The 18,287-nt window shown below is 74.8% G+C and carries 17 protein-coding genes and 1 other RNA gene; 5 read left to right on the top strand and 13 right to left on the bottom strand.

Annotation, left to right across the window (positions count from 1 at the left end; translation table 11 throughout):
• Window positions 1-108 precede the first annotated feature (108 nt).
• Together ACH436_RS02125 and glnA are read right to left on the bottom strand one after the other, a co-directional pair.
• On the bottom strand, window positions 109-3,348 hold the full coding sequence (locus ACH436_RS02125; RefSeq protein WP_430558524.1) for a bifunctional [glutamine synthetase] adenylyltransferase/[glutamine synthetase]-adenylyl-L-tyrosine phosphorylase: 3,240 nt from the start codon (window positions 3,346-3,348) through the stop codon (window positions 109-111).
• Window positions 3,345-4,682 carry a type I glutamate--ammonia ligase gene (glnA, locus tag ACH436_RS02120; protein ID WP_430558523.1) on the bottom strand — a complete coding sequence of 446 codons (1,338 nt, stop codon included), beginning with the start codon at window positions 4,680-4,682 and terminating at the stop codon, window positions 3,345-3,347. The genes ACH436_RS02125 and glnA overlap by 4 nt, the downstream gene beginning before the upstream one ends.
• A gap of 140 nt (window positions 4,683-4,822) precedes the next feature.
• Here glnA and panB point away from each other — a divergent pair, with 140 nt between their 5' ends.
• Window positions 4,823-5,695 (top strand): 3-methyl-2-oxobutanoate hydroxymethyltransferase, encoded by an 873-nt coding sequence (gene panB / locus ACH436_RS02115; protein ID WP_430558522.1) that lies wholly within the window; start codon window positions 4,823-4,825, stop codon window positions 5,693-5,695.
• On the opposite strand, the gene ACH436_RS02110 is transcribed toward panB, so the two are convergent.
• Window positions 5,692-6,576 carry an alpha/beta fold hydrolase gene (locus tag ACH436_RS02110; RefSeq protein ID WP_430558521.1) on the bottom strand — a complete coding sequence of 295 codons (885 nt, stop codon included), beginning with the start codon at window positions 6,574-6,576 and terminating at the stop codon, window positions 5,692-5,694. The two genes, panB and ACH436_RS02110, sit on opposite strands and share 4 nt — an antisense overlap.
• Before the next feature lie 70 nt (window positions 6,577-6,646).
• Window positions 6,647-6,844: an SPOR domain-containing protein gene (locus tag ACH436_RS02105; RefSeq protein WP_430558520.1), complete on the bottom strand. Its 198-nt coding sequence runs from the start codon at window positions 6,842-6,844 to the stop codon at window positions 6,647-6,649.
• A gap of 28 nt (window positions 6,845-6,872) precedes the next feature.
• Here ACH436_RS02105 and ppgK point away from each other — a divergent pair, with 28 nt between their 5' ends.
• Entirely contained in the window at window positions 6,873-7,640 is a 768-nt protein-coding gene (gene ppgK / locus ACH436_RS02100) for a polyphosphate--glucose phosphotransferase (RefSeq protein WP_430558519.1), read from the top strand.
• A gap of 27 nt (window positions 7,641-7,667) precedes the next feature.
• On the opposite strand, the gene ACH436_RS02095 is transcribed toward ppgK, so the two are convergent.
• From ACH436_RS02095 to ACH436_RS02065, 7 genes are all read right to left on the bottom strand, one after another.
• The gene (locus ACH436_RS02095) at window positions 7,668-8,069 is read right to left on the bottom strand and encodes an STAS domain-containing protein (RefSeq protein ID WP_430558518.1); all 402 of its coding nucleotides are present in this window, start codon (window positions 8,067-8,069) and stop codon (window positions 7,668-7,670) included.
• Window positions 8,070-8,221: 152 nt separating this feature from the next.
• Window positions 8,222-9,454: a sensor histidine kinase gene (locus ACH436_RS02090; protein WP_430558517.1), complete on the bottom strand. Its 1,233-nt coding sequence runs from the start codon at window positions 9,452-9,454 to the stop codon at window positions 8,222-8,224.
• Complete coding sequence (locus ACH436_RS02085; RefSeq protein WP_430558516.1) at window positions 9,451-10,116, bottom strand: response regulator transcription factor; 666 nt, start codon at window positions 10,114-10,116, stop codon at window positions 9,451-9,453. The genes ACH436_RS02090 and ACH436_RS02085 overlap by 4 nt, the downstream gene beginning before the upstream one ends.
• A gap of 75 nt (window positions 10,117-10,191) precedes the next feature.
• Complete coding sequence (locus ACH436_RS02080; RefSeq protein WP_430558515.1) at window positions 10,192-11,118, bottom strand: universal stress protein; 927 nt, start codon at window positions 11,116-11,118, stop codon at window positions 10,192-10,194.
• 139 nt (window positions 11,119-11,257) lie between these two features.
• Window positions 11,258-12,133 (bottom strand): STAS domain-containing protein, encoded by an 876-nt coding sequence (locus tag ACH436_RS02075; protein WP_430558514.1) that lies wholly within the window; start codon window positions 12,131-12,133, stop codon window positions 11,258-11,260.
• On the bottom strand, window positions 12,130-12,267 hold the full coding sequence (locus tag ACH436_RS02070; RefSeq protein WP_430558513.1) for a hypothetical protein: 138 nt from the start codon (window positions 12,265-12,267) through the stop codon (window positions 12,130-12,132). Before ACH436_RS02070 ends, ACH436_RS02075 begins: the two co-directional genes overlap by 4 nt.
• A gap of 154 nt (window positions 12,268-12,421) precedes the next feature.
• Window positions 12,422-14,929 (bottom strand): cation-translocating P-type ATPase, encoded by a 2,508-nt coding sequence (locus ACH436_RS02065; RefSeq protein WP_430558512.1) that lies wholly within the window; start codon window positions 14,927-14,929, stop codon window positions 12,422-12,424.
• Window positions 14,930-15,255: 326 nt separating this feature from the next.
• Here ACH436_RS02065 and ACH436_RS02060 point away from each other — a divergent pair, with 326 nt between their 5' ends.
• On the top strand, window positions 15,256-16,095 hold the full coding sequence (locus tag ACH436_RS02060) for an alpha/beta hydrolase (RefSeq protein WP_430558511.1): 840 nt from the start codon (window positions 15,256-15,258) through the stop codon (window positions 16,093-16,095).
• Between the two features lie 27 nt (window positions 16,096-16,122).
• Here the strand turns inward: ACH436_RS02060 and rnpB are convergent.
• Together rnpB and ACH436_RS02050 are read right to left on the bottom strand one after the other, a co-directional pair.
• Window positions 16,123-16,527, bottom strand: an RNA gene (gene rnpB, locus ACH436_RS02055) — RNase P RNA component class A.
• Between the two features lie 59 nt (window positions 16,528-16,586).
• The gene (locus ACH436_RS02050) at window positions 16,587-16,970 is read right to left on the bottom strand and encodes a tautomerase family protein (protein WP_430558510.1); all 384 of its coding nucleotides are present in this window, start codon (window positions 16,968-16,970) and stop codon (window positions 16,587-16,589) included.
• 87 nt (window positions 16,971-17,057) lie between these two features.
• Here ACH436_RS02050 and ACH436_RS02045 point away from each other — a divergent pair, with 87 nt between their 5' ends.
• Window positions 17,058-17,894, top strand: a complete 837-nt coding sequence (locus tag ACH436_RS02045) for a YaaA family protein (protein WP_430558509.1) — start codon at window positions 17,058-17,060, stop codon at window positions 17,892-17,894.
• A gap of 52 nt (window positions 17,895-17,946) precedes the next feature.
• Window positions 17,947-18,285: a TfoX/Sxy family protein gene (locus tag ACH436_RS02040; RefSeq protein ID WP_430558508.1), complete on the top strand. Its 339-nt coding sequence runs from the start codon at window positions 17,947-17,949 to the stop codon at window positions 18,283-18,285.
• Window positions 18,286-18,287 lie beyond the last annotated feature (2 nt).

The following is an 18,287-nucleotide window of genomic DNA, read 5'->3' as shown; positions in this document are numbered from 1 at the left end:
TGGGCTGGTGCATGCCCCAGATTCTGCCGTACCCGGGGGCACCTCCGGGAGGGGTCTCAGCACGGCCCTGCGCCACGCCCGACTCCATGGCCCGGCAGCGCGGCGAGGTCACTCCTCGCCGTAGAAGACGCGTTCCATGACGGCCCGGGCGCGGCGAGCGGTGCGCAGGTACAGCTCCTCCAGCTCTCCCCCGGTCCCCACGTCGCCCAGCAGGGCGGCGACGCCGGTCAGGTCGCGCGAGTCGTGCGGCAGCCGGTCGGTCTGCGCGCCGGTGGTGCGCCCCGACCAGAGCACGACGGCGGACCGCAGGCGGGAGGCCAGCACCCACGCGTCGCGCAGTTGCGCCGAGTCCTCGGGATCGAGCAGGCCCGCCGACGTCGCGGCGTCGAGCGCCGCGACCGTGCCGGTGGTGCGCAGCCCGGGCACCTCGGCCGCGTGCTGCAGCTGCAGCAGCTGCGCGGTCCACTCGACGTCGGACACCCCGCCGCGCCCCAGCTTGAGGTGCCGCGCCGGGTCGGCCCCGCGGGGCAGGCGCTCCGCCTCCACGCGGGCCTTGATGCGGCGCACCTCCCGCAGGCGCGCGTCGTCGAGCCCGCCCGGCGGGTAGCGCAACGGGTCGACCAGGGCCCGGAACCGGTCACCGAGCGCACCCTCGTCCCCGGCGCCGTCCGCACCGGTGCCGACGTCGCCCGCCACCGGACGGGCGCGCAGCAACGCCTGCGCCTCCCACACGCTCGACCAGCGCCCGTAGTACTCGGCGTACGAGTCGAGGGTGCGCACGAGCGGCCCCTGCCGGCCCTCGGGGCGCAGGTCGGCGTCCACGGGCAACGCCGGCTCGGGGCCCACCTCGGACAGCAGGGCGCGCAGCCGCGTGGCCGTCCGGGTGGCGAAGTCCTGCGCGAGCTGCGGCTCGGCGCCCGGCAGCGGCTCGTGCACGAACATGACGTCCGCGTCCGAGCCGTACCCCATCTCCCGCCCGCCGAGCCGTCCCATCGCGACGACCAGCAGCCGCGTGGGGTTCGCCTCCCGCGAGCCGCCCAGCCCGAGCTCGGCGCGCGCCGCGTGCTCGGCGACCCGCAGGCCACCCGCCAGGACGACGTCCGCGGCGTCCGAGACCGCCGCCGCGGCATCCACCGGCGGCAGCAGGCCGAGCACCTCGGCCGCCCCTGTCCGGGCCAGCTCACGGCGGCGCAGGGCGCGCAGTCGCTGCGCGGCCGGCTTCGGCTCGTCCGCGCGGGTGAGGAGCGCGTCCGCCTCCGCCGCCAGCCGCTGCGGCCCGCGCGGCTCGAGCCCCGACGTGTCCGCCAGCCAGCGCACCGACTCCGGCGAGCGGGCCAGCGCCTCGGCGAGGTACGTGGACGAGGCCAGCAGGCGGGTCAGGTGGTAGGCCGCGTTCTCGGAGTCGCGCAGCAGCCGCAGGTACCAGGGCGTGGTGCCCAGCTCGTCGGACAGCTTGCGGAACGCGAGCAGCCCGGCGTCCGGGTCGGCCCCCTCGGCGAACCAGCCGAGCAGCACCGGCAGCAGCTGGCGCTGCAGCGCGGCCCGGCGCGACGTGCCCGCCGTCAGGGCCTCGACGTGCCGCATCGCGCCGTCGGGGTCGCGGTACCCGACCGCGGCGAACCGCTCACGCGCGACGTCCGGGGACAGCGAGAGCTCGGCGTCCGACAGCTGTGCCGACGCGGGCAGCAGCGGCCGGTAGAAGACCTCCTCGTGCAGCGCCCGGACCTCGCGCCGGGTCGCGCGCCACCGCTCGAGGAGGCCGGACGCCCCCTCCGCCCGCATGCCGAGCGACCGTGCCAGACGGCGCAGGTCCTCCTCCGTCGTCGGCAGCAGGTGCGTGCGCCGCAGCCGGTACAGCTGCACCCGGTGCTCCAGCGCGCGCAGGAACCGGTAGCAGACCGCCATCCGCGCGGCGTGCTCCCGCCCGACGTACCCGCCGGCCGCGAGAGCGGCGAGAGCGGACAGCGTGTGCGGCGAGCGGATCTGCGGGTCGGCGCGGCCGTGCACGAGCTGGAGCAGCTGCACGGTGAATTCGACGTCGCGCAGCCCGCCCTTGCCCAGCTTGATCTGCCGGTCCGCCTCGGCGGCGGGGACGTGCTGCTCGACGCGGCGGCGCATCGCGCGGGCGTCCTCGACGAAGTGCTCGCGGTGCACGGCCGACCAGATGAACGGGTCGACGGCCGCCCGGTAGTCACGCCCCAGCGCCGCGTCCCCGGCCACCGGTCGCGCCTTGAGCAGGGCCTGGAACTCCCACGTCTCGGCCCAGCGCTCGTAGTACGCCACGTGGCTCGCGAGCGTGCGCACCAGGGGCCCCTGCGCCCCCTCCGGCCGCAGCGCCGCGTCGACGGGCCACAGCGCCGGTTCGGCGGAGGCGGCCGAGCACACGCGCTGCAGCCCGCTCGCGAGGCGCGTGCCGACGGCGAGCGCCGTCTCCTCGTCGAGGACCTCGCCGCCCGGCAGCTCCCCGGGCTCGCAGACGTACACGACGTCGACGTCGGAGACGTAGTTCAGCTCGCGTCCGCCGGTCTTGCCCATGCCGACGACGGCGAGTCGCACGCCCGCGCCGTGGTCCTCCAGGTCGGCCCGCGCGACGGCGAGCGCGGCCTCGAGCGCGGCGGAGGCGAGGTCCGCCAGCGCCGCACCGACCACCGGCAAACGGGTCAGCGGCTCGCTCGCGGTGAGGTCGTCCGCGGCCAGCGCCAGCAGCCGTGCGCGATACGCCCGGCGCAGCGCGTCCGTCGTGGTCGCCGCGCCCGTGTCGGGCCAGCCCGTGCCCGGCCCGGCGGCCGGGTCGGCGGCGACCGGCACCGCGGCGTCCGGGTCCGCGCCGACGGCGCGCAGCAGCGCGGCACGGACCTGCGCCGGACCCGTCACGGTGCGCGGGCCCGGGTCGCCGTCCCCCTGCTCGGCGTCGTCGGCACCGTCGGCGTCGTCGGCACCGCCGTCATCGCCGGGGTCCCCGAAGTCGTCGTCCCCGCCCCGCGACGCTCCGTCGGGCGTCGCGAGCACGTCGAGCAGCTCGGGCCGGCGCACCACCTCGTCGCCGAGGGCGGACGACGCCCCGAGCACGGCCAGCAGCCGGGTGCGCGCCCGCGGCGGCGCGTCCGCGTCGAGCAGACCGCCGAGCCGCGCGCGGGCCTCGGGGTGCTCCGCGAGGCGCACCAGCTGCAGGAGCGCCATGTCCGGGTCGGCGCAGGTGCCGATCGCGCCCAGGAGCGCGTCCTGGCGCCCCGGTTCCGCGAGCGCCTCCTGCAGGCCGGCGTCGGACCACAGCGACGCCGACCGGGTGAGGTCCGCGAAGCCCGCGTGCAGCAGCCGGCTCGTGAGGGTCGGCGGACGGGCGGTCACAGGTTCTGCAGGAACCGGCGCAGCTCGTAGGGCGTGACCTGCGCGCGGTACGCGTCCCACTCCTGCCGCTTGTTGCGCAGGACGAAGTCGAAGACGTGCTCACCGAGCGTCTCGGCCACCAGCTCGGAGCGCTCCATGAGCTCGATCGCCTCGTCGAGCGACTGCGGCAGCGGCGCGATGCCGAGGGCGCGGCGCTCGCGGTCCGTCAGCTCCCAGACATCGTCGCCCGTGGCCTCGGGCAGCTCGTAGCCGTCCTCGATGCCCTTGAGCCCGGCGGCCAGCAGCACCGCGAACGCCAGGTACGGGTTGGCCGCCGAGTCGAGCGCGCGGTACTCCACCCGCGCCGAGTTGCCCTTGCCCGGCTTGTACATGGGCACGCGCACGAGGGCGGACCGGTTGTTGTGGCCCCAGCAGATGTAGCTCGGCGCCTCGGCGCCGCCCCACAGGCGCTTGTACGAGTTGACGTACTGGTTGGTCACGGCCGTGATCTCGGCCGCGTGCACCAGCAGGCCGGCGATGAACTGCCGGGCCGTCTTGGACAGCTCGAACTGCGCTCCGGGCTCGTGGAAGGCGTTCTGGTCGTCCTCGAACAGGGAGAGGTGCGTGTGCATGCCGGAGCCCGGCTGGTCGGCCATCGGCTTGGGCATGAACGACGCGAACACGCCCTGCTCCAGCGCCACCTCCTTGACCACCGTGCGGAAGGTCATGAGGTTGTCGGCCGTGGTCAGCGCGTCGGCGTACCGCAGGTCGATCTCGTTCTGGCCGGGCCCCGCCTCGTGGTGGGAGAACTCGACCGAGATGCCCATCGACTCGAGCATCGTGATCGCGGCGCGGCGGAAGTCGTGCGTGCTGCCGCGCGCCAGGTGGTCGAAGTAGCCCCCGTTGTCGACCGGCACCAGCGGGTCCTCCGGCGCCGCGAGCTGGTTGAACAGGTAGAACTCGACCTCGGGGTGCGTGTAGAAGGTGAAGCCGCGGTCGCTGGCCTTGGCGAGCGTCCGCTTGAGCACGTTGCGGGAGTCCGCGAGGGAGGGCTCGCCGTCGGGCGTGAGGATGTCGCAGAACATGCGGCCGGTGCCGTGCCGCTCGCCGCGCCAGGGCAGCACCTGGAACGTGGTCGGGTCGGGCTTGGCGATCATGTCCGCCTCGTAGACCCGCGTCAGCCCCTCGATGGAGCTGCCGTCGAACCCGATGCCCTCCGTGAACGCCTGCTCGAGCTCGGCCGGGGCGACCGCCACCGACTTCAGCACCCCGAGAACGTCGGTGAACCAGAGCCGGATGAAGCGGATGTCGCGCTCCTCGACCGTGCGGAGCACGAACTCCTGCTGCCTGTCCATGGACCCATCCTGCCCGAGAAGTGTTAACGGGGTATGTCCTGGCACCTCGTCCGCGCCTCGTCCGCCTCTCCCCCGCGCCCGCCGGGCCAGGACCTGGACGGATACCCGGTACCGGGCGTCGGAGGCATAGGCTGGCCGCCATGTCGAACCCCGGTCACGACGCCGCCGCCGACGTCGCCGCAGCACCTTCGCCCGCCGCCGACCTCACCCGCCGCCGCCGCGTCCGGGTCCACCACCTGGCCGAGGCCAAGGAGCGGGGCGAGAAGCTCACGATGCTCACGGCGTACGACGCCGTCACGGCCCGCCTCTTCGACGCCGCGGGCCTGGACCTGCTGCTCGTCGGCGACTCGATCGGCAACACGATGCACGGCCACCCGACCACGCTCCCGGTCACCCTCGACGACATGATCCCGCCGGCCCGTGCCGTCGCCCGCGCCGCCGAGCACGCGCTCGTCGTCGTCGACCTGCCGTTCGGCACCTACGAGGCCGGCCCCGAGCAGGCCCTCGCCTCCGCCGTCCGCGTGATGAAGGAGACCGGCGCCGCCGCGGTCAAGCTCGAGGGCGGCCGCCGGTCCGCCGCGCAGATCCGCGCCCTCACCGACGCGGGCATCCCCGTCGTCGGGCACCTCGGCTTCACGCCGCAGTCGGAGAACATCCTGGGCGGGCCGCGCGTGCAGGGCCGGGGGGACGACGCCGCGGAGACCCTGTGCGAGGACGCGCTCGCCGTGCAGGAGGCCGGGGCGGTCGCCGTCGTGCTGGAGATGGTGCCGGTGGAGGTCGCCGCGCGCGCCACGGAGATCCTGCGCATCCCGACCATCGGCATCGGCGCGGGGCCGCGCGTCGACGGGCAGGTGCTGGTCTGGACCGACATGGCCGGGATGACGGACTGGTCGCCGCGGTTCGCGCGCCGGTTCGCCGAGGTCGGCAACCTGCTGCGCCAGGCGGCGCAGGACTACGCTGCCGAGGTCCGCGGGGGCACCTTCCCCGACGCCGCGCACTCCTTCGAGCGCTAGACGTACCGACTCGAGACGTCGCCGTCCGGCAGCGCGAGCATCGCCGCCGCGACCCGGCCGGCGTCGTCGTCGCGGACCGTCGTCGACGCGCCCTCGAGGACCAGCAGGCGCGCGCCCGGGATGTCGCGGGCCAGCGCCTCCCCGTTGCCGACCGGGAAGAACGGGTCCCGGCGGCCGTGCACCACGAGCGTCGGCGCGGTGACCTCGCGGAGGCGCTCGCGCCAGCGCGGCGAGCAGTCGAGGCGGGCGAAGACCGTGCCCTGCTGGTTGGCCGCCCGCACCGCGGGCGACGCGCCCGGCGTCCGGTCCCACACCCGGCCGGCGAGGACGCGCGCCGCGGCCGGGTCGTCCCCGAGGATCTCGGCGCTGCGGGCGGCATGGTGGGCCACGGCGTCGCGCTCGGACCAGTCGGGATCGGGCAGCGAGAACAGCCGCTCCATGGCCGCCGCGTCGTGGTCGGGCAGGTCGTCGTCGACCGGGCCGGGAGCCACCGCCCGCGTCCCGACGAGCGTCAGGGCCGCGAACGCACCCGGGTGCTCGACCACCGCGACCTGCGCCACCATCCCGCCGACGCCGAGGCCCGCCAGGTGCGCCGGCCGGTGGTCGAGCTCGCGCGCCAGCGCCGCGGCGTCCGCCGCGAGGTCCCGCAGCGTGTAGCGCGGCGCCTCGGGGTCCCCCGTCGTGGACGCCCCCGCGTCGCGCAGGTCGTACCGCACCACGTGGCGTCCGCCGCGCGCCACCGCCTCGCAGAGCGCGTCGGGCCACGACAGCATCGTCGTGCCGCCCGCGCAGAGCACCAGCGGGGCCGTCTCCTCGCCGAAGTGCTCCACGCCGAGCGTGACCCCGTTCGCCTCGACCGTCGTCGTCCCGTCAGCCGTCATCCCGTCACCTCCGTCGTGACGGTCGACGACGGACACGTCCGGGACTCATCGGTCCGCGGCGAGGCGCCGCTCAGTCGCGGCCGCGCCAGTCGGCGTCCTCGCCCTCCCACTCGTCGTTGCGGCGTTGCGCGGAGTCCAGGGCGTTGCGGGCCGCCTCGCGGGTGGGGTACGGGCCCATGCGGTGGCTCCAGCTGGAACGGTCGTGGCTCTCCTCGACCTCGCCGGTCTTGGTGTTGTACCAGTACTGCGCCGGGCTTGTGTCGCTCATAGGACGATCCTGCATCAAGATGGGGCCCATGGTGGAGGCAACGCAGCAGGTCGCGTTCGGCATCGACATCGGCGGGTCCGGCATCAAGGGGGCGCCGGTCGACCTGGCGACCGGGGAGTTCGCGGACGAGCGCCGCCGCATCCCCACCCCCGAGAGCTCGACGCCGGAGGCCGTGGCGGGCGTGCTGGCCGAGCTGGTCGACTCGTTCGAGCTGCCGGCCCACGTGCCGGTCGGCGTCGCCTTCCCCGCCCCGATGGACCACGGCGTCGTCCGGTTCATCGCCAACCTGCACCAGTCGTGGCAGGGCGTCGACCTGCCTGCCCTCGCCCGCGAGGCGACGGGGCGCGAGGTGACCGCGGTGAACGACGCCGACGCCGCGGGGGTCGGCGAGCAGCGGTACGGCGCCGCCGAGGGCCGGGACGGGGTCGTCCTCGTGGTCACGCTCGGCACCGGGATCGGGTCCGCGCTGCTCGTGGACGGCGTGCTCGTGCCCAACACCGAGCTGGGCCACCTCGAGATCGACGGGCACGACGCCGAGTCGCGGGCCGCCGAGTCCGCCCGCGAGCGGCACGACCTGTCATGGCACCAGTGGGCAGAGCGGCTGCAACGCTACTTCGAGACGGTGGAGATGCTGCTCTCCCCCGAGCTGATCGTCGTCGGCGGCGGTGTGAGCAAGCACCACGAGAAGTTCCTGCCGCTGCTCGACCTGCGGGCACCGATCATCCCCGCCACGCTGCGCAACCGCGCCGGCATCGTCGGTGCCGCTGCGCTGGCCGCCAGCGGTCGCGACCACTGACCCCGTCGATCTCCGACGCCGAAGGGCTCAGCCGGCGAGGCTGCGCGGCACGGCCCGGGTCGGCGCCGTCCGAGGCGTGGCCCGGTCGGTGACGGCACCCACCGCGGTCGTGTCGCCCGTCACGTCGAGGTCGAGCATCCGCAGGACGTCGAGGACGGCGTCGGGCGGGCGGTGCAGCGACACGCGCAGGCCCTCGTCGCGGCCGATCCGGCAGAGCTGGACGAGGAAGGCGACCCCGGCGGAGTCGATGAACGTCACGCGCGACGTGTCCACCACCACGGGGAGGTCACGCTCGAAGGCCCTCGCGAGCGCGGCGCTCGCCTCGTTGCGCAGGGCGATGTCGATCTCGCCCCACATGTCCACCACGCTCACGTCGGCCCGCTCCACCAGGGCGATTCCCCCGGCCTGCGCCTCGTCGGTGAAAGTCACTGCCACACCTTCGTCCCACGTCCTGCGTCCCTGCGCGCCTCGGTCTCGAGCGCTGCGTCCCGGACTCGCGACCTCGTTGTCACGACGCCCGCCACGTTACACCTGTGCCGACCAGGAACGGAACCACGGCATAGGAATTCTTTACGTAGCGTTCACACGTGCGGGACCTCGCGCCGGCCCTCCGGTTCCACCGTGAAGGGCACGCGGAACGCCAGCCGGCCGCCGCCGCCGGGGTTCGTGCCCAGCGTGAGGGTGCCGCCCCGGTACTCGATGCGTTCGCGGTGGCGGCGGAGCCCGTGCATCGGCGGCGCCGGCCGCGGCGGCCCGCTCCCGTCGTCGTCGACCACGGTGACGAACACCCACCGGTCGGGGTCGTCCGTCGGTTCGGCGTCGGCGTGGACCCGCACCCTGCTCGCGTGCCCGTGGCGCAGCGCGTTGGTCACCGCCTCCTCGACGGTGTAGATCACGACGAGCCGCTCGGCCATGGGCATCCGCAGGCCGTCGTCGGCCACGAGCGTCTGGTAGTTGTCGCCCAGCTCGACCGCCGCGTCGATCTGGGGCGGGAGGCGGCGGAGCAGGACCTGGATCGCCTCCTGGGTGCCCATGTCGGCCCCGGAGGGGAACACCGCGTGGCTCAGGGAGCGCACGTCCTGCTCGCGGATCTCCTCCAGGGTCTCCGCCCAGTGGCGCAGGTCCGCGGCGTGCGCGTCGTCGCCCGACGCGGCGAGCTCGTCGGCGACCCGGTCGAGGCCGGCGGTCACCGTGACGAGGTGGAACTGCAGCGTGCCGTGCAGCTGGTCGAAGACGTGCCGGCGCACCCGGACCTCCTCCCCCTGCAGCTCCTCCACCACCCGGGCGGCGCGCAGCGCCTCCTCCTCGCGGCGCTCCTGCTCGGTCCGCGCGCGGTCCACGAGGGACGCCGACAGCAGGCCGGCGGTCATGCCCACCACGCCCGCCAGCAGCCCGAGCGTGCCGACCGCAGCGACGTAGGCGCCGCTGGACGGGGTGCTCGTGAGCGCGGCGAGGGCCAGGATGCGCGGCACCGACGCCACCGCCGCCACGCAGGTGACCACGAGGACCCGGGCGGGCCACGGGCGGTCCAGCGGGCGGAAGGCGAGCGTCCCGGCGATCACGGCCGCGCCGAAGGCGAGGTTCACGAGCAGCACGACGACGCCGTCGAGCACGACGCCGAGGGTGCCGCGCTCGACGGCCACCGCGGCGTGCAGGCCGCCCCATCCGGCCCAGCCGGCCAGGGAGACCAGCGCGTACAGCACGAAGTTCGTCCCCGCGACGAGGACCGTGAGACGCAGCCGGTCCCGCGCGCGGACCGCGGCGGCCGGGTCGCCCTCGACCGGCGTAGCCCCGCGCTCGACGGGGGCCGTCATGCGCGCCACGACCGGCCCGTCTGCTCGAGGAACGCCAGCACGGCGGCGACGCGCCGGTTGTGGTCGCCGCCGTCGATCCCGAGCCGCTGGTAGATCGACTTCAGGTGGCTCTCGACCGACCGTTCGTTGATCCCCAGGCGGTCCGCGGCGGCGTGGTTCGACAGGCCCTCCGCGACGAGTCGCAGCACGCCGAACTGCGCCCGGGTGAGCTCCGCGACGGCCGAGCCCGGCCGGGGCGTGGACCGCTGGACCAGGTACGGGTCGAGCACGACCTGGCCCTGCGCGGTCGCGACGATCGCCCGGACCAGGACGTCTCGCGCGAAGCTCGACCGCTTGGAGAGGTAGCTCCAGGGGCGGCTGGCCTCGTCCTGGACGGTGGTGAACATCCCCATGACGTCCTCGCTGGACAGCAGCATGACGGCCAGCCGCGGGTCGGCGCGCTGCAGGGTCAGGCCGAGCGCCACCCCGTTGCCGTCGGGCAGGTTCACGTCCAGCACCGCCACGTCGCACGACCCGGGCGTGAAGACCAGCCGCGCCTCCGTGACGCCCGGCACCGAGTGCACGACGCGCAACGTCTCCTCGGCCGACAGCGTCTGTTCGAGCATGCCTCGCATCAGCGCCTCGTCCTCGACGATGCCGACCCGTGTGACAGGGGCCACCATGTCGTCGATCCTAGGCAGGGGACCCGCCTGTCCGCCCGGGCGGCGCCGCGCCGGGGCGGACAGCACCGCCGCGCGTCACCGACGGGGCACGAGGACGGGGCACAGCGAGCGGCGCAGCACCGCCTGGCTCGTCGACCCCAGCACCAGCCCCCGGATGCCGCCCCGCCCGCGCGACCCGACGACGAGCAGGTCCGCGTCCCGGGAGGCGGCGACGAGCACGTCGACCGCGTGCCCCTCGACCACGTCGGTGCGGGTCACGACGTCGGGGTAGGTCGTGCGGAGCCGGTCGCGCAGACGGTCGGTGTCGGCCCGCGCGGCCTCCATGACGCTGTCCCGGAAGCCGGTGTCGAGCCACGGCGAGTGGCTCCAGCCCACCATCGTCACGGCACGCGCGACGACGACCTCCGCGCCCCACTCCTGCGCCTGGGCGACCGCGGCCTCGACCGCGGCCTCCGACGACCGTGAGCCGTCCGCACCGACGACGATGCGCCGCCCGCGACGGCCCGGGTCACGGCCATCGGCGCCGTCGTCCCTCGCGTGGAGGGGGACCACGACGGTCGGGCACTGCGCACGGACGGGCAGGTTCGCGGACACCGTGCCGAGCAGGCGCTCCACGAAGCCGCCCGCACCGCGGGCGCCGATCACGACGAACCGGTGGGCGGCCGACCGTTCCGCGAGCACCGTGGTCGCGTCACCGGTCGCGACCTCGGTCGTGGCGGGGACGCCGATCTCCGCGACGCGCTTGTGCGCCCGGTCGAGAAGGTCCTCGACGTAGCGGCGCGCGTACGGGTCGTCGACCATCGGGATGTCGTGGGCGAACGTGTAGCTGCCCGTGAAGCCCGGGAGCATGAAGCTGCTGACGATGTGCAGCGTGCACCCCGTGTCGCGGGCGTACCAGGCGGCCCATTCGAGGGCGTGCATGCTCTCCTGGGTGCCGTCGACGCCGACCATGAGGCTCTGCTGGTCGGCCGGCGGCCGCTGGTTCGTCTGCTGCGCGGTCATCTCGTTCTCCTTGTCGTGGCGGGAGCGTCGCGCTCCGCGATGTTGTCGTTCGTCGTCCACGGTCCCGCGGCGCTCGGGCCCGCAGGGCCGGGCGTGCGTGGTACCTCGCAGAGCGGGCCCCGCTGCCACGGCTCTCGGGTCACGACCACCGGTCACCGGCCGGTCCCGGCGCCGAGCGGGCGACGGGCAGCAGCCCGCCGAGCCCGAGCAGCTCGAGCACGTCCGTGACGGCGGCGGCCGGGTCGAGCAGCGTGACGGGGACGCCGGCGGCGCGGCACCGCCGGCGCACGCGGTCGAGGAGCGTGACGCCCGCCGAGTCCATGAAGGTGACGTCGTGGGCGTCGACCACCACGCGGCGACAGCCCGCCGACGCGAGCAGCGCGAGCGCCCCGCGCGCGTCGTCCAGGCAGGCGGCGTCCAGGGCCCCGGACAGCCGGAGGACGACGCCCTCCGCCTCCTGGCTCGCTGCGACCGCGGCCGGCGCGGCCGGGCGGGTCACGAGGGAGGTCAGGGGACGACCTGCCCGGCGACGGGGGTCCGTCGCGACGGTGCGGAGCTGGATCTCGACCGCGGGGTCGCGGTGGCCCTCGCCGCGCGCCCCGGACACCCGCACGACGAGGCGCAGGGTCCGGTACCCGCCGGGCTCCGGCCCGGAGACGCCGTCGCGCTCCTCCACGAGGGTGACGCCCGGCAGCGCGAGGAGCGCGTCGCGCACGCGCGCCAGGTCGGAGGGGGACGCGCACGTGAAGCGCACTCCCGCCAGGTCGAGCATCCGCTCCCGCAGCGCGTCGGGCGTCAGCGCGATGCCCTCGCGGAGCGCCTTCGCGACGATCGAGTCCCACGGCTTGAGCCGCCAGGAGACGTGCTCGACGGGATCGTGGCGGGCGGCACGGCGGAGCCGCTCCCGCATGCCGTCCATCCGCGACAGGAGGTCCACGAGGGCGAGCTGGTGGTCCAGCACGAGACGGTCGAGCTCGACGGGTCTGCGCGGCGCGACGGCGGGGATCGTCGTCATGCCGACACCCCCCGCCCGTTCCGACGACCGACGGCCTTGGCGGCCTCGGTCGCGAGGAAGACGACGACCGACAGCGCCAGCGCCAGCGCCCACTCCCGGGCGCCGATCGGGGCGACGTCGAACGTGCGCTGCATGAAGGGCAGGTAGAGGAACCCGACCGGAGGAGCACGAGCGCGGCCGCCGACCACCAGATCGCCCCGTTGCCCCGCAGCACGGCGGGCGTGAGGCTCGACCGGTCCAGGAACCGGCAGCTGAACAGGTAGGCGAGCTGGCCGAGAGCCAGCGTCGTCACCGCTGTGGCCTGGGCCTTGGCCAGCGACGCGCCCTGCGCGACCTCGAAGGCGAACATAGGCCGAGGGTGGCGCCTCCGATGAGCACGGACACCAGCGCGATCCGCCGCAGGAACGCGGCGGTGACCAGCGGGGCGGCGGGGTCGCGCGGCGGCCTGGACATCACGTCGGACTCGGCCAGCTCGCGCGCCAGCGGCAGCGAGAGGGTGACCGAGGTCACCATGTTGATCCACAGCACCTGCGTGGGCTGCAGCGGCAGCGCCATGCCGAACAGCACGGCCACCAGCAGCACGAGCGACTGCGCACCGTTCGTCGGCAGCAGGAACAGGATCGCCTTGCGGATGTTGTCGTAGACGCGCCGGCCCTCCACGACGGCGCGCTCGATGGTCGCGAAGTTGTCGTCCGCGAGGACGACGTCGGCCGCCTCCTTGGTGGCCTCCGTGCCCTTGATGCCCATGGCGACCCCGACGTCGGCCTGCGTGAGCGCCGGGGCGTCGTTGACGCCGTCGCCGGTCATGGCCACGACCTCGCCCCGCGCCTGCAGGGCGCGCACGATGCGGAGCTTGTGCTCGGGGCTCGTGCGGGCGAACACGTCGACGTCCGTGACACGCTCCCGCAGCTCGGCGTCGTCCATCCCCTCCAGCTGCGTCCCGGTGAGCACGGCGGCGCACGGCGCGGCCGTCCCGCCGCTGACGTCGCCGTCGGCGATGCCCATCTCGCGGGCGATGGCCAGGGCCGTGCCCGCGTGGTCCCCCGTGACCATCGCGACGCGGACGCCGGCCCCCCGTGCCTCGGCGATCGCGTCGATCGCCTCGGGCCGCGGAGGGTCGACGATGCCCACGAGCCCGACGAGCTCCAGGTCGGCCAGGTCCGACGGCGTCAGGGAGGTCGCGCCGGGACGCGGCCACGCGCGCGCGGCGGCGAGGACGCGCAGTCCCTGCCCGCCGAGCTCCTCCAGCCGGGTGAGCCACAGGTCGGCGTCGAGCGGCTCGGTCCCGCCGTCGGGGCCGGTCTGGACGGTGCAGCGCGGGAGCACGCTGTCGAGCGCCCCCTTGACCATGACGTGCCGGATGCCGTCGGGGTCCTCGTCGAGCGTCGCCATGTACTTCGCGGCCGAGTCGAAGGGGATCTCGGCGAGGCGCCGCCAGCCCTCATCGGTGAAGCCTGCCTTGGCGGCGAGCACCGTGATGGCGCCCTCGGTGGGCTCGCCGAGCACCTGCCAGTGCCCGTCGCGCTCCACGACGAGCGCGTCGTTGCACCGGCCGAAGGCCTCCACGAGGCGCGCCAGGTCGCGCTGCTCCGCGGTGGTGGCGGCGCGCCCGTCGAGCGTGAGGTCGCCGTGCGGGGCGTACCCCGTGCCGTCGACCGCGAACCGGCGCGCCCGTGTCACGACCGTGCGCACGGTCATCTCGTTCTGGGTCAGGGTCCCGGTCTTGTCGGAGCAGATCGTGGAGACCGCGCCCAGCGTCTCGACGGCGGGCAGTCGGCGGGTGATCGCCTTCCTGCGCGCCATCTGCTGCACGGCGAGCGCCAGCGTGATCGTCACGACGGCAGGGAGTCCCTCGGGGATCGCCGCCACGGCGAACCCGATGACGGCGGCCGCCAGCTCGGGCAGGGCCCAGCCGTGCAGCGCCCAGCCGACCGCGACCATGACGGCGGAGGTCGCACCGATGAGCAGGGCCAGCCGCCGGCTGAACCTCGTGAGCGTGCGGGCCAGCGGCGTCTGCAGGGACTCGACGTCCGAGACCATCGACTGGATGCGCCCGAGCTCGGTGTCCGCGCCGGTGGCGACGACCACGCCCGCGCCGCCCCCGGCGACCACGAGGGTCCCCGAGTACAGCATGCTCGCGCGGTCGCCCAGGCCGGCCTCGGCCGGCACCGGGTCCACCTGCTTCGCGGCCGCGAGCGCCTCCCCGGTGAGCGCGGACTCCTCGACCCGCAGCGCGTGCGACTCCAGCAGGCGGACGTCGGCGGGCACCCGGTCTCCCGGCCGGACGCGCACGACGTCGCCGGGCACGACCTCCTGAGCGTCGACGTCGGCCCAGGTACCGCCCCGGCGCACGTGCGAGCGCGTCGAGAGCATCCGCGAGATCGCGTCCAGCGCGCGCCGCGCGCGTCCCTCCTGGACGAGGCCGATGCCCGCGTTGACCACCGCGACGGCGAGGATGACGGCGACGTCGACCCAGTCCCCCAGGACGGCCTTGAGCGCGGCCGCGACCAGGAGGATGTAGATGAGGACGTCGTCGAAGTGCGTCAGGACCCGACGCCACAGCGGGCGACGGCGGCCCTCGGGCACGCGGTTGGGTCCCGCGGCGGCCCGCCGGTGCGCCACCTCGGCGGGGTCGAGTCCGTCCGGGTGCGACCCCAGGGCGTCGAGCACGTCCGACGCGGCCACCGACCACGGCGCCGTGGGCGGCGAGCCGTCGGCGGCGTGCGGGTGTGCCAGCGGCTCGACGGTCGGCGGACGATCGCCGGTCTCGGAGCGGGTGGACGGCGGAACGGTCACGAGGGTGCGTCCTTCCAGGACGTGGTGAGGTGAACGACCCCCATCCCACGCGCGCCCACCCGACCGCCCCGTGCCGCCTGCGTGTTTCCACGCACGTCGGGTCCGGGAGCCCGCAGCGGGAACAGTGGCGTCATGGTGCTCGCGGGTGATTTTCGCGGCTTGGCCGCGCCGCGATGGGAGCGCTTCCCTAGCCTGTGACCCATGACGACACGGGGGTCGTCCTCTGTCGCTCCCGGGCTGGGGACACCGCCCCGCCCGTCACCGACCGCGACCGGCTGCCCGCGGACACACGGCGTTCATCGATTCTCTGCGAGGGGCCACCACCCATGAGCGACATGACCGGAAACAGCGCGCCAGACACCGTCGTCCTCGTCCACGGCTTGTGGATGACCCCGCGGAGCTGGGAGGGCTGGGTGCACCGCTTCCAGCAGCAGGGCTTCACCGTGGTGACGCCCGCCTACCCAGGGTTCGAGGTCGAGGTCGAGGCCCTCCGGGAGAACCCGCAGCTCATCGCCGACCTGACCGTCCCGGAGACCATCGAGCACCTCTCCGACGTCATCACCGCCCTGGACCGACCGCCGATCATCATGGGCCACTCCTTCGGTGGCGCCCTCACCCAGATGCTCCTCGCCCGTGGGCTGGGGGCGGCCGGGGTCGTCATCGACTCGGCGCCCACCGAGGGCGTCCGGGTCAACCCGCCGTCGCAGGCGAAGTCCCTCTTCCCGGCGCTCAAGAACCCCGCGAACCGGCACCGCGCCGTCGGGTTCACGCCCGAGGAGTTCCACTACGCCTTCACCAACACCCTCTCCGCCGAGGAGTCGCGCGCGGTGTGGGACCGGTACGCGATCCCGGCACCGGGACGCTGGGTGTGGGACTACGGCCTCATCGCCAACTTCAAGCCGGGCCACCAGGAGACCTGGGTGGACTTCTCGACCGACCGGGCGCCGCTCCTCTTCATCGCGGGCGGGCAGGACCACATCATGCCGGCGTCGGTGAACCGGTCGAACGCCAAGCACTGGGAGAAGTCTCCGGCGCTCACCGAGTACCACGAGTTCGAGGACCGCGACCACTGGACCTGCGCCGCGCCGGGGTGGGAGCGCGTCGCCGACCACGCCCTGACCTGGGCGCTCGAGCACGCCGCGAGCCCGAGGCCCACCACAGCCTGACCGACGTCTGGCGGCAGGTGGAACGTGCGGACGAGCCGGTCTGTACGCCGGGTTCTGTTCCCGTGCCTGGTTGCCCGGGCACGGGCGACGGTCATCCATCTAGGCCCTGCGTTGCCGCAGGGCTCGAGCGGTCTACCCGACTGTGCTTCTCCGAAGAGAATCGGGCGGGCCGCCCTCGAACACAATCTGTCTGACCTTGCTCCAGGTGGGGTTTACCGAGCCACGACCGTCACCGGCCGTGCTGGTGGTCTCTTACACCACCGTTTCACCCTTACCGCCACCGGTCTCCCGGCGACGGCGGTCTGCTTTCTGTGGCACTGTCCCGCGGGTCACCCCGGGTGGCCGTTAGCCACCACCTCGCCCTTCGGAGCCCGGACGTTCCTCGGCGACGGCGCCCGAGGGCACCGCCGACGCGACCGTCCGACCGACTCGTCCGCGTCGCACAGTCTATGCGCGGTCGAGCCGGTCGGACGCCGCTCACCTCGGTGCGGTCAGACGTCGACCTTGTAGCTCAGCGACAGCTCGTCGCCGGACCGGCCGCGGATGCCCCAGCTCTCGGCCGGCGACTCGAGGACGACCAGCTCCACGTCGTCGGCCGCGACGCCCAGCGCGGGCGCGACGTCGTCGTACACGCGGCGGATCAGCTCCCGCTTGGCCTCCCGCGTGCGGCCCGCGAAGGCGACGATCTCGATCATCAGGTAGTCGTCGGAGCGCGGGGCGACGAGGTCGCCGTCCTCCAGCAGCAGGAACCGGTGGAACCGCTTGTCCTCGGGGATCCGCCAGGCGCCGACCAGCGCCGCGTGCAGCGCGTCGGAGACCTCCCCGCGCCGCTGACCCCACACCCGTCGGTTGCCGTAGACCTTCACGTGGACCATGCCCGACGACGCTAGCGGTGACGGACCGCACCGTCGCCGGGAGGTCCGACTGCCGAGACCCGCCGCGCCCCGCCATAGGGTGTCGGGGTGCTGATCTGCCTGCCGCCCTCCGAGGGCAAGACGTCCGCGCCCGACGGCGCCGCCTCGGTCGACCTGACAGGGCTCACGGGAGCCGGCCACCTGACGGACCAGCGACGGGTCGTGCTGGACGCCCTGGCCGCGGTGAGCGCGCGGCCCGACGCGACGCAGGTCCTCGGGGTGGGCGCGTCGCTCGGCGCGGAGGTCGCGCGCAACACCGAGCTCAAGGACGCGCCGACGGCGCCCGCCGCCCACGTCTACACCGGCGTGCTGTACGCGGCCGCCGGCCTCGCGGACCTGCCCGACGACGCCGCCCGCCGCGCCGCCGACGACGTCCGCGTCTTCTCCGGCCTGTGGGGCGCCGTCTCTCCCGCCGACCGCATCCCCGCGTACCGCCTCTCGATGGGCGTCGACCTGCCCGGCGTCGGCAAGCTCGCCACGGCGTGGCGCCCGCACCTCGCGGCCGCCCTGGACGCGCGGGCCGCGGGCGACGTCGTCGTCGACTGCCGCTCGGCCGCCTACCTCGCCGCGTGGAAGCCCGCCACCACCGGCGACGCCGCGGCCGACTGGGTGACCGTCCGGGTGGTGCGCGAGTCCGGCGGGAAGCGCACGGTGGTGTCGCACAACGCCAAGCACACGCGCGGCGTGCTCACCGGCCACCTGCTGCGCCGCACCGGCCCCGCGCCCACCAGCGCGGCCGAGCTGCTCGACGCCGCCCGCGAGCTCGACGGCCAGGTCATCGGCACCGAGGTCGGGACCGGCCTGTCGTACCGGATGGTCGAGGCGACGCTGCACGACGCCGCCACCCGCCGCGGGCCACGCACCCTCGAGGTCGTCATCGCCTGACGGCGCCCCGCGACACCCTGCGCAGCGTCGGCGGCCGGGCCACACTGGCCGCATGGCCTACGACGAGGCGCTCGCCGCCCGCGTCCGCGACGCCGTCGCCGAGCGCGCGGACTTCGTCGAACGGCAGATGTTCGGCGGCCTGGCGTTCCTGGTGAATACCCGCATGGCCGTCGGGATCACCCGCGACGAGCTGATGGTGCACGTCGGCGCGGAGGGGTACGACGCGGCCCTCGCGGACGGGGGGCACGAGTTGCGGATGGGCGAGCGCGTCATGCGCGGCATGGTCGGGGTGGCGGCATCGGTGACCGACGACGACGACGCGCTGCATGCCTGGGTCGACCGCGGGGTGGCCCTCGCCCTCGCGCTGCCGCCCAAGGCGCCGAAGCGCTGACG

The sequence above is a fragment of the Isoptericola sp. NPDC019693 genome (assembly GCF_044389085.1).
GTDB lineage: Bacteria > Actinomycetota > Actinomycetes > Actinomycetales > Cellulomonadaceae > Isoptericola.
This window is presented reverse-complemented; position numbering and strand designations above follow the sequence as displayed.

Bases quoted from the DNA above. Each gene is read 5' to 3' on its own strand.
- glnA (WP_430558523.1), bottom strand. From the start codon at position 4,682: ATGGACAGGCAGCAGGAGTTCGTGCTCCGCACGGTCGAGGAGCGCGAC.
- panB (WP_430558522.1), top strand. From the start codon at position 4,823: ATGTCGAACCCCGGTCACGACGCCGCCGCCGACGTCGCCGCAGCACCT.
- ACH436_RS02110 (WP_430558521.1), bottom strand. From the start codon at position 6,576: ATGACGGCTGACGGGACGACGACGGTCGAGGCGAACGGGGTCACGCTC.
- ACH436_RS02105 (WP_430558520.1), bottom strand. From the start codon at position 6,844: ATGAGCGACACAAGCCCGGCGCAGTACTGGTACAACACCAAGACCGGC.
- ppgK (WP_430558519.1), top strand. From the start codon at position 6,873: ATGGTGGAGGCAACGCAGCAGGTCGCGTTCGGCATCGACATCGGCGGG.
- ACH436_RS02090 (WP_430558517.1), bottom strand. From the start codon at position 9,454: ATGACGGCCCCCGTCGAGCGCGGGGCTACGCCGGTCGAGGGCGACCCG.
- ACH436_RS02085 (WP_430558516.1), bottom strand. From the start codon at position 10,116: ATGGTGGCCCCTGTCACACGGGTCGGCATCGTCGAGGACGAGGCGCTG.
- ACH436_RS02080 (WP_430558515.1), bottom strand. From the start codon at position 11,118: ATGACCGCGCAGCAGACGAACCAGCGGCCGCCGGCCGACCAGCAGAGC.
- ACH436_RS02075 (WP_430558514.1), bottom strand. From the start codon at position 12,133: ATGACGACGATCCCCGCCGTCGCGCCGCGCAGACCCGTCGAGCTCGAC.
- ACH436_RS02070 (WP_430558513.1), bottom strand. From the start codon at position 12,267: ATGCAGCGCACGTTCGACGTCGCCCCGATCGGCGCCCGGGAGTGGGCG.
- ACH436_RS02060 (WP_430558511.1), top strand. From the start codon at position 15,256: ATGAGCGACATGACCGGAAACAGCGCGCCAGACACCGTCGTCCTCGTC.
- ACH436_RS02050 (WP_430558510.1), bottom strand. From the start codon at position 16,970: ATGGTCCACGTGAAGGTCTACGGCAACCGACGGGTGTGGGGTCAGCGG.
- ACH436_RS02040 (WP_430558508.1), top strand. From the start codon at position 17,947: ATGGCCTACGACGAGGCGCTCGCCGCCCGCGTCCGCGACGCCGTCGCC.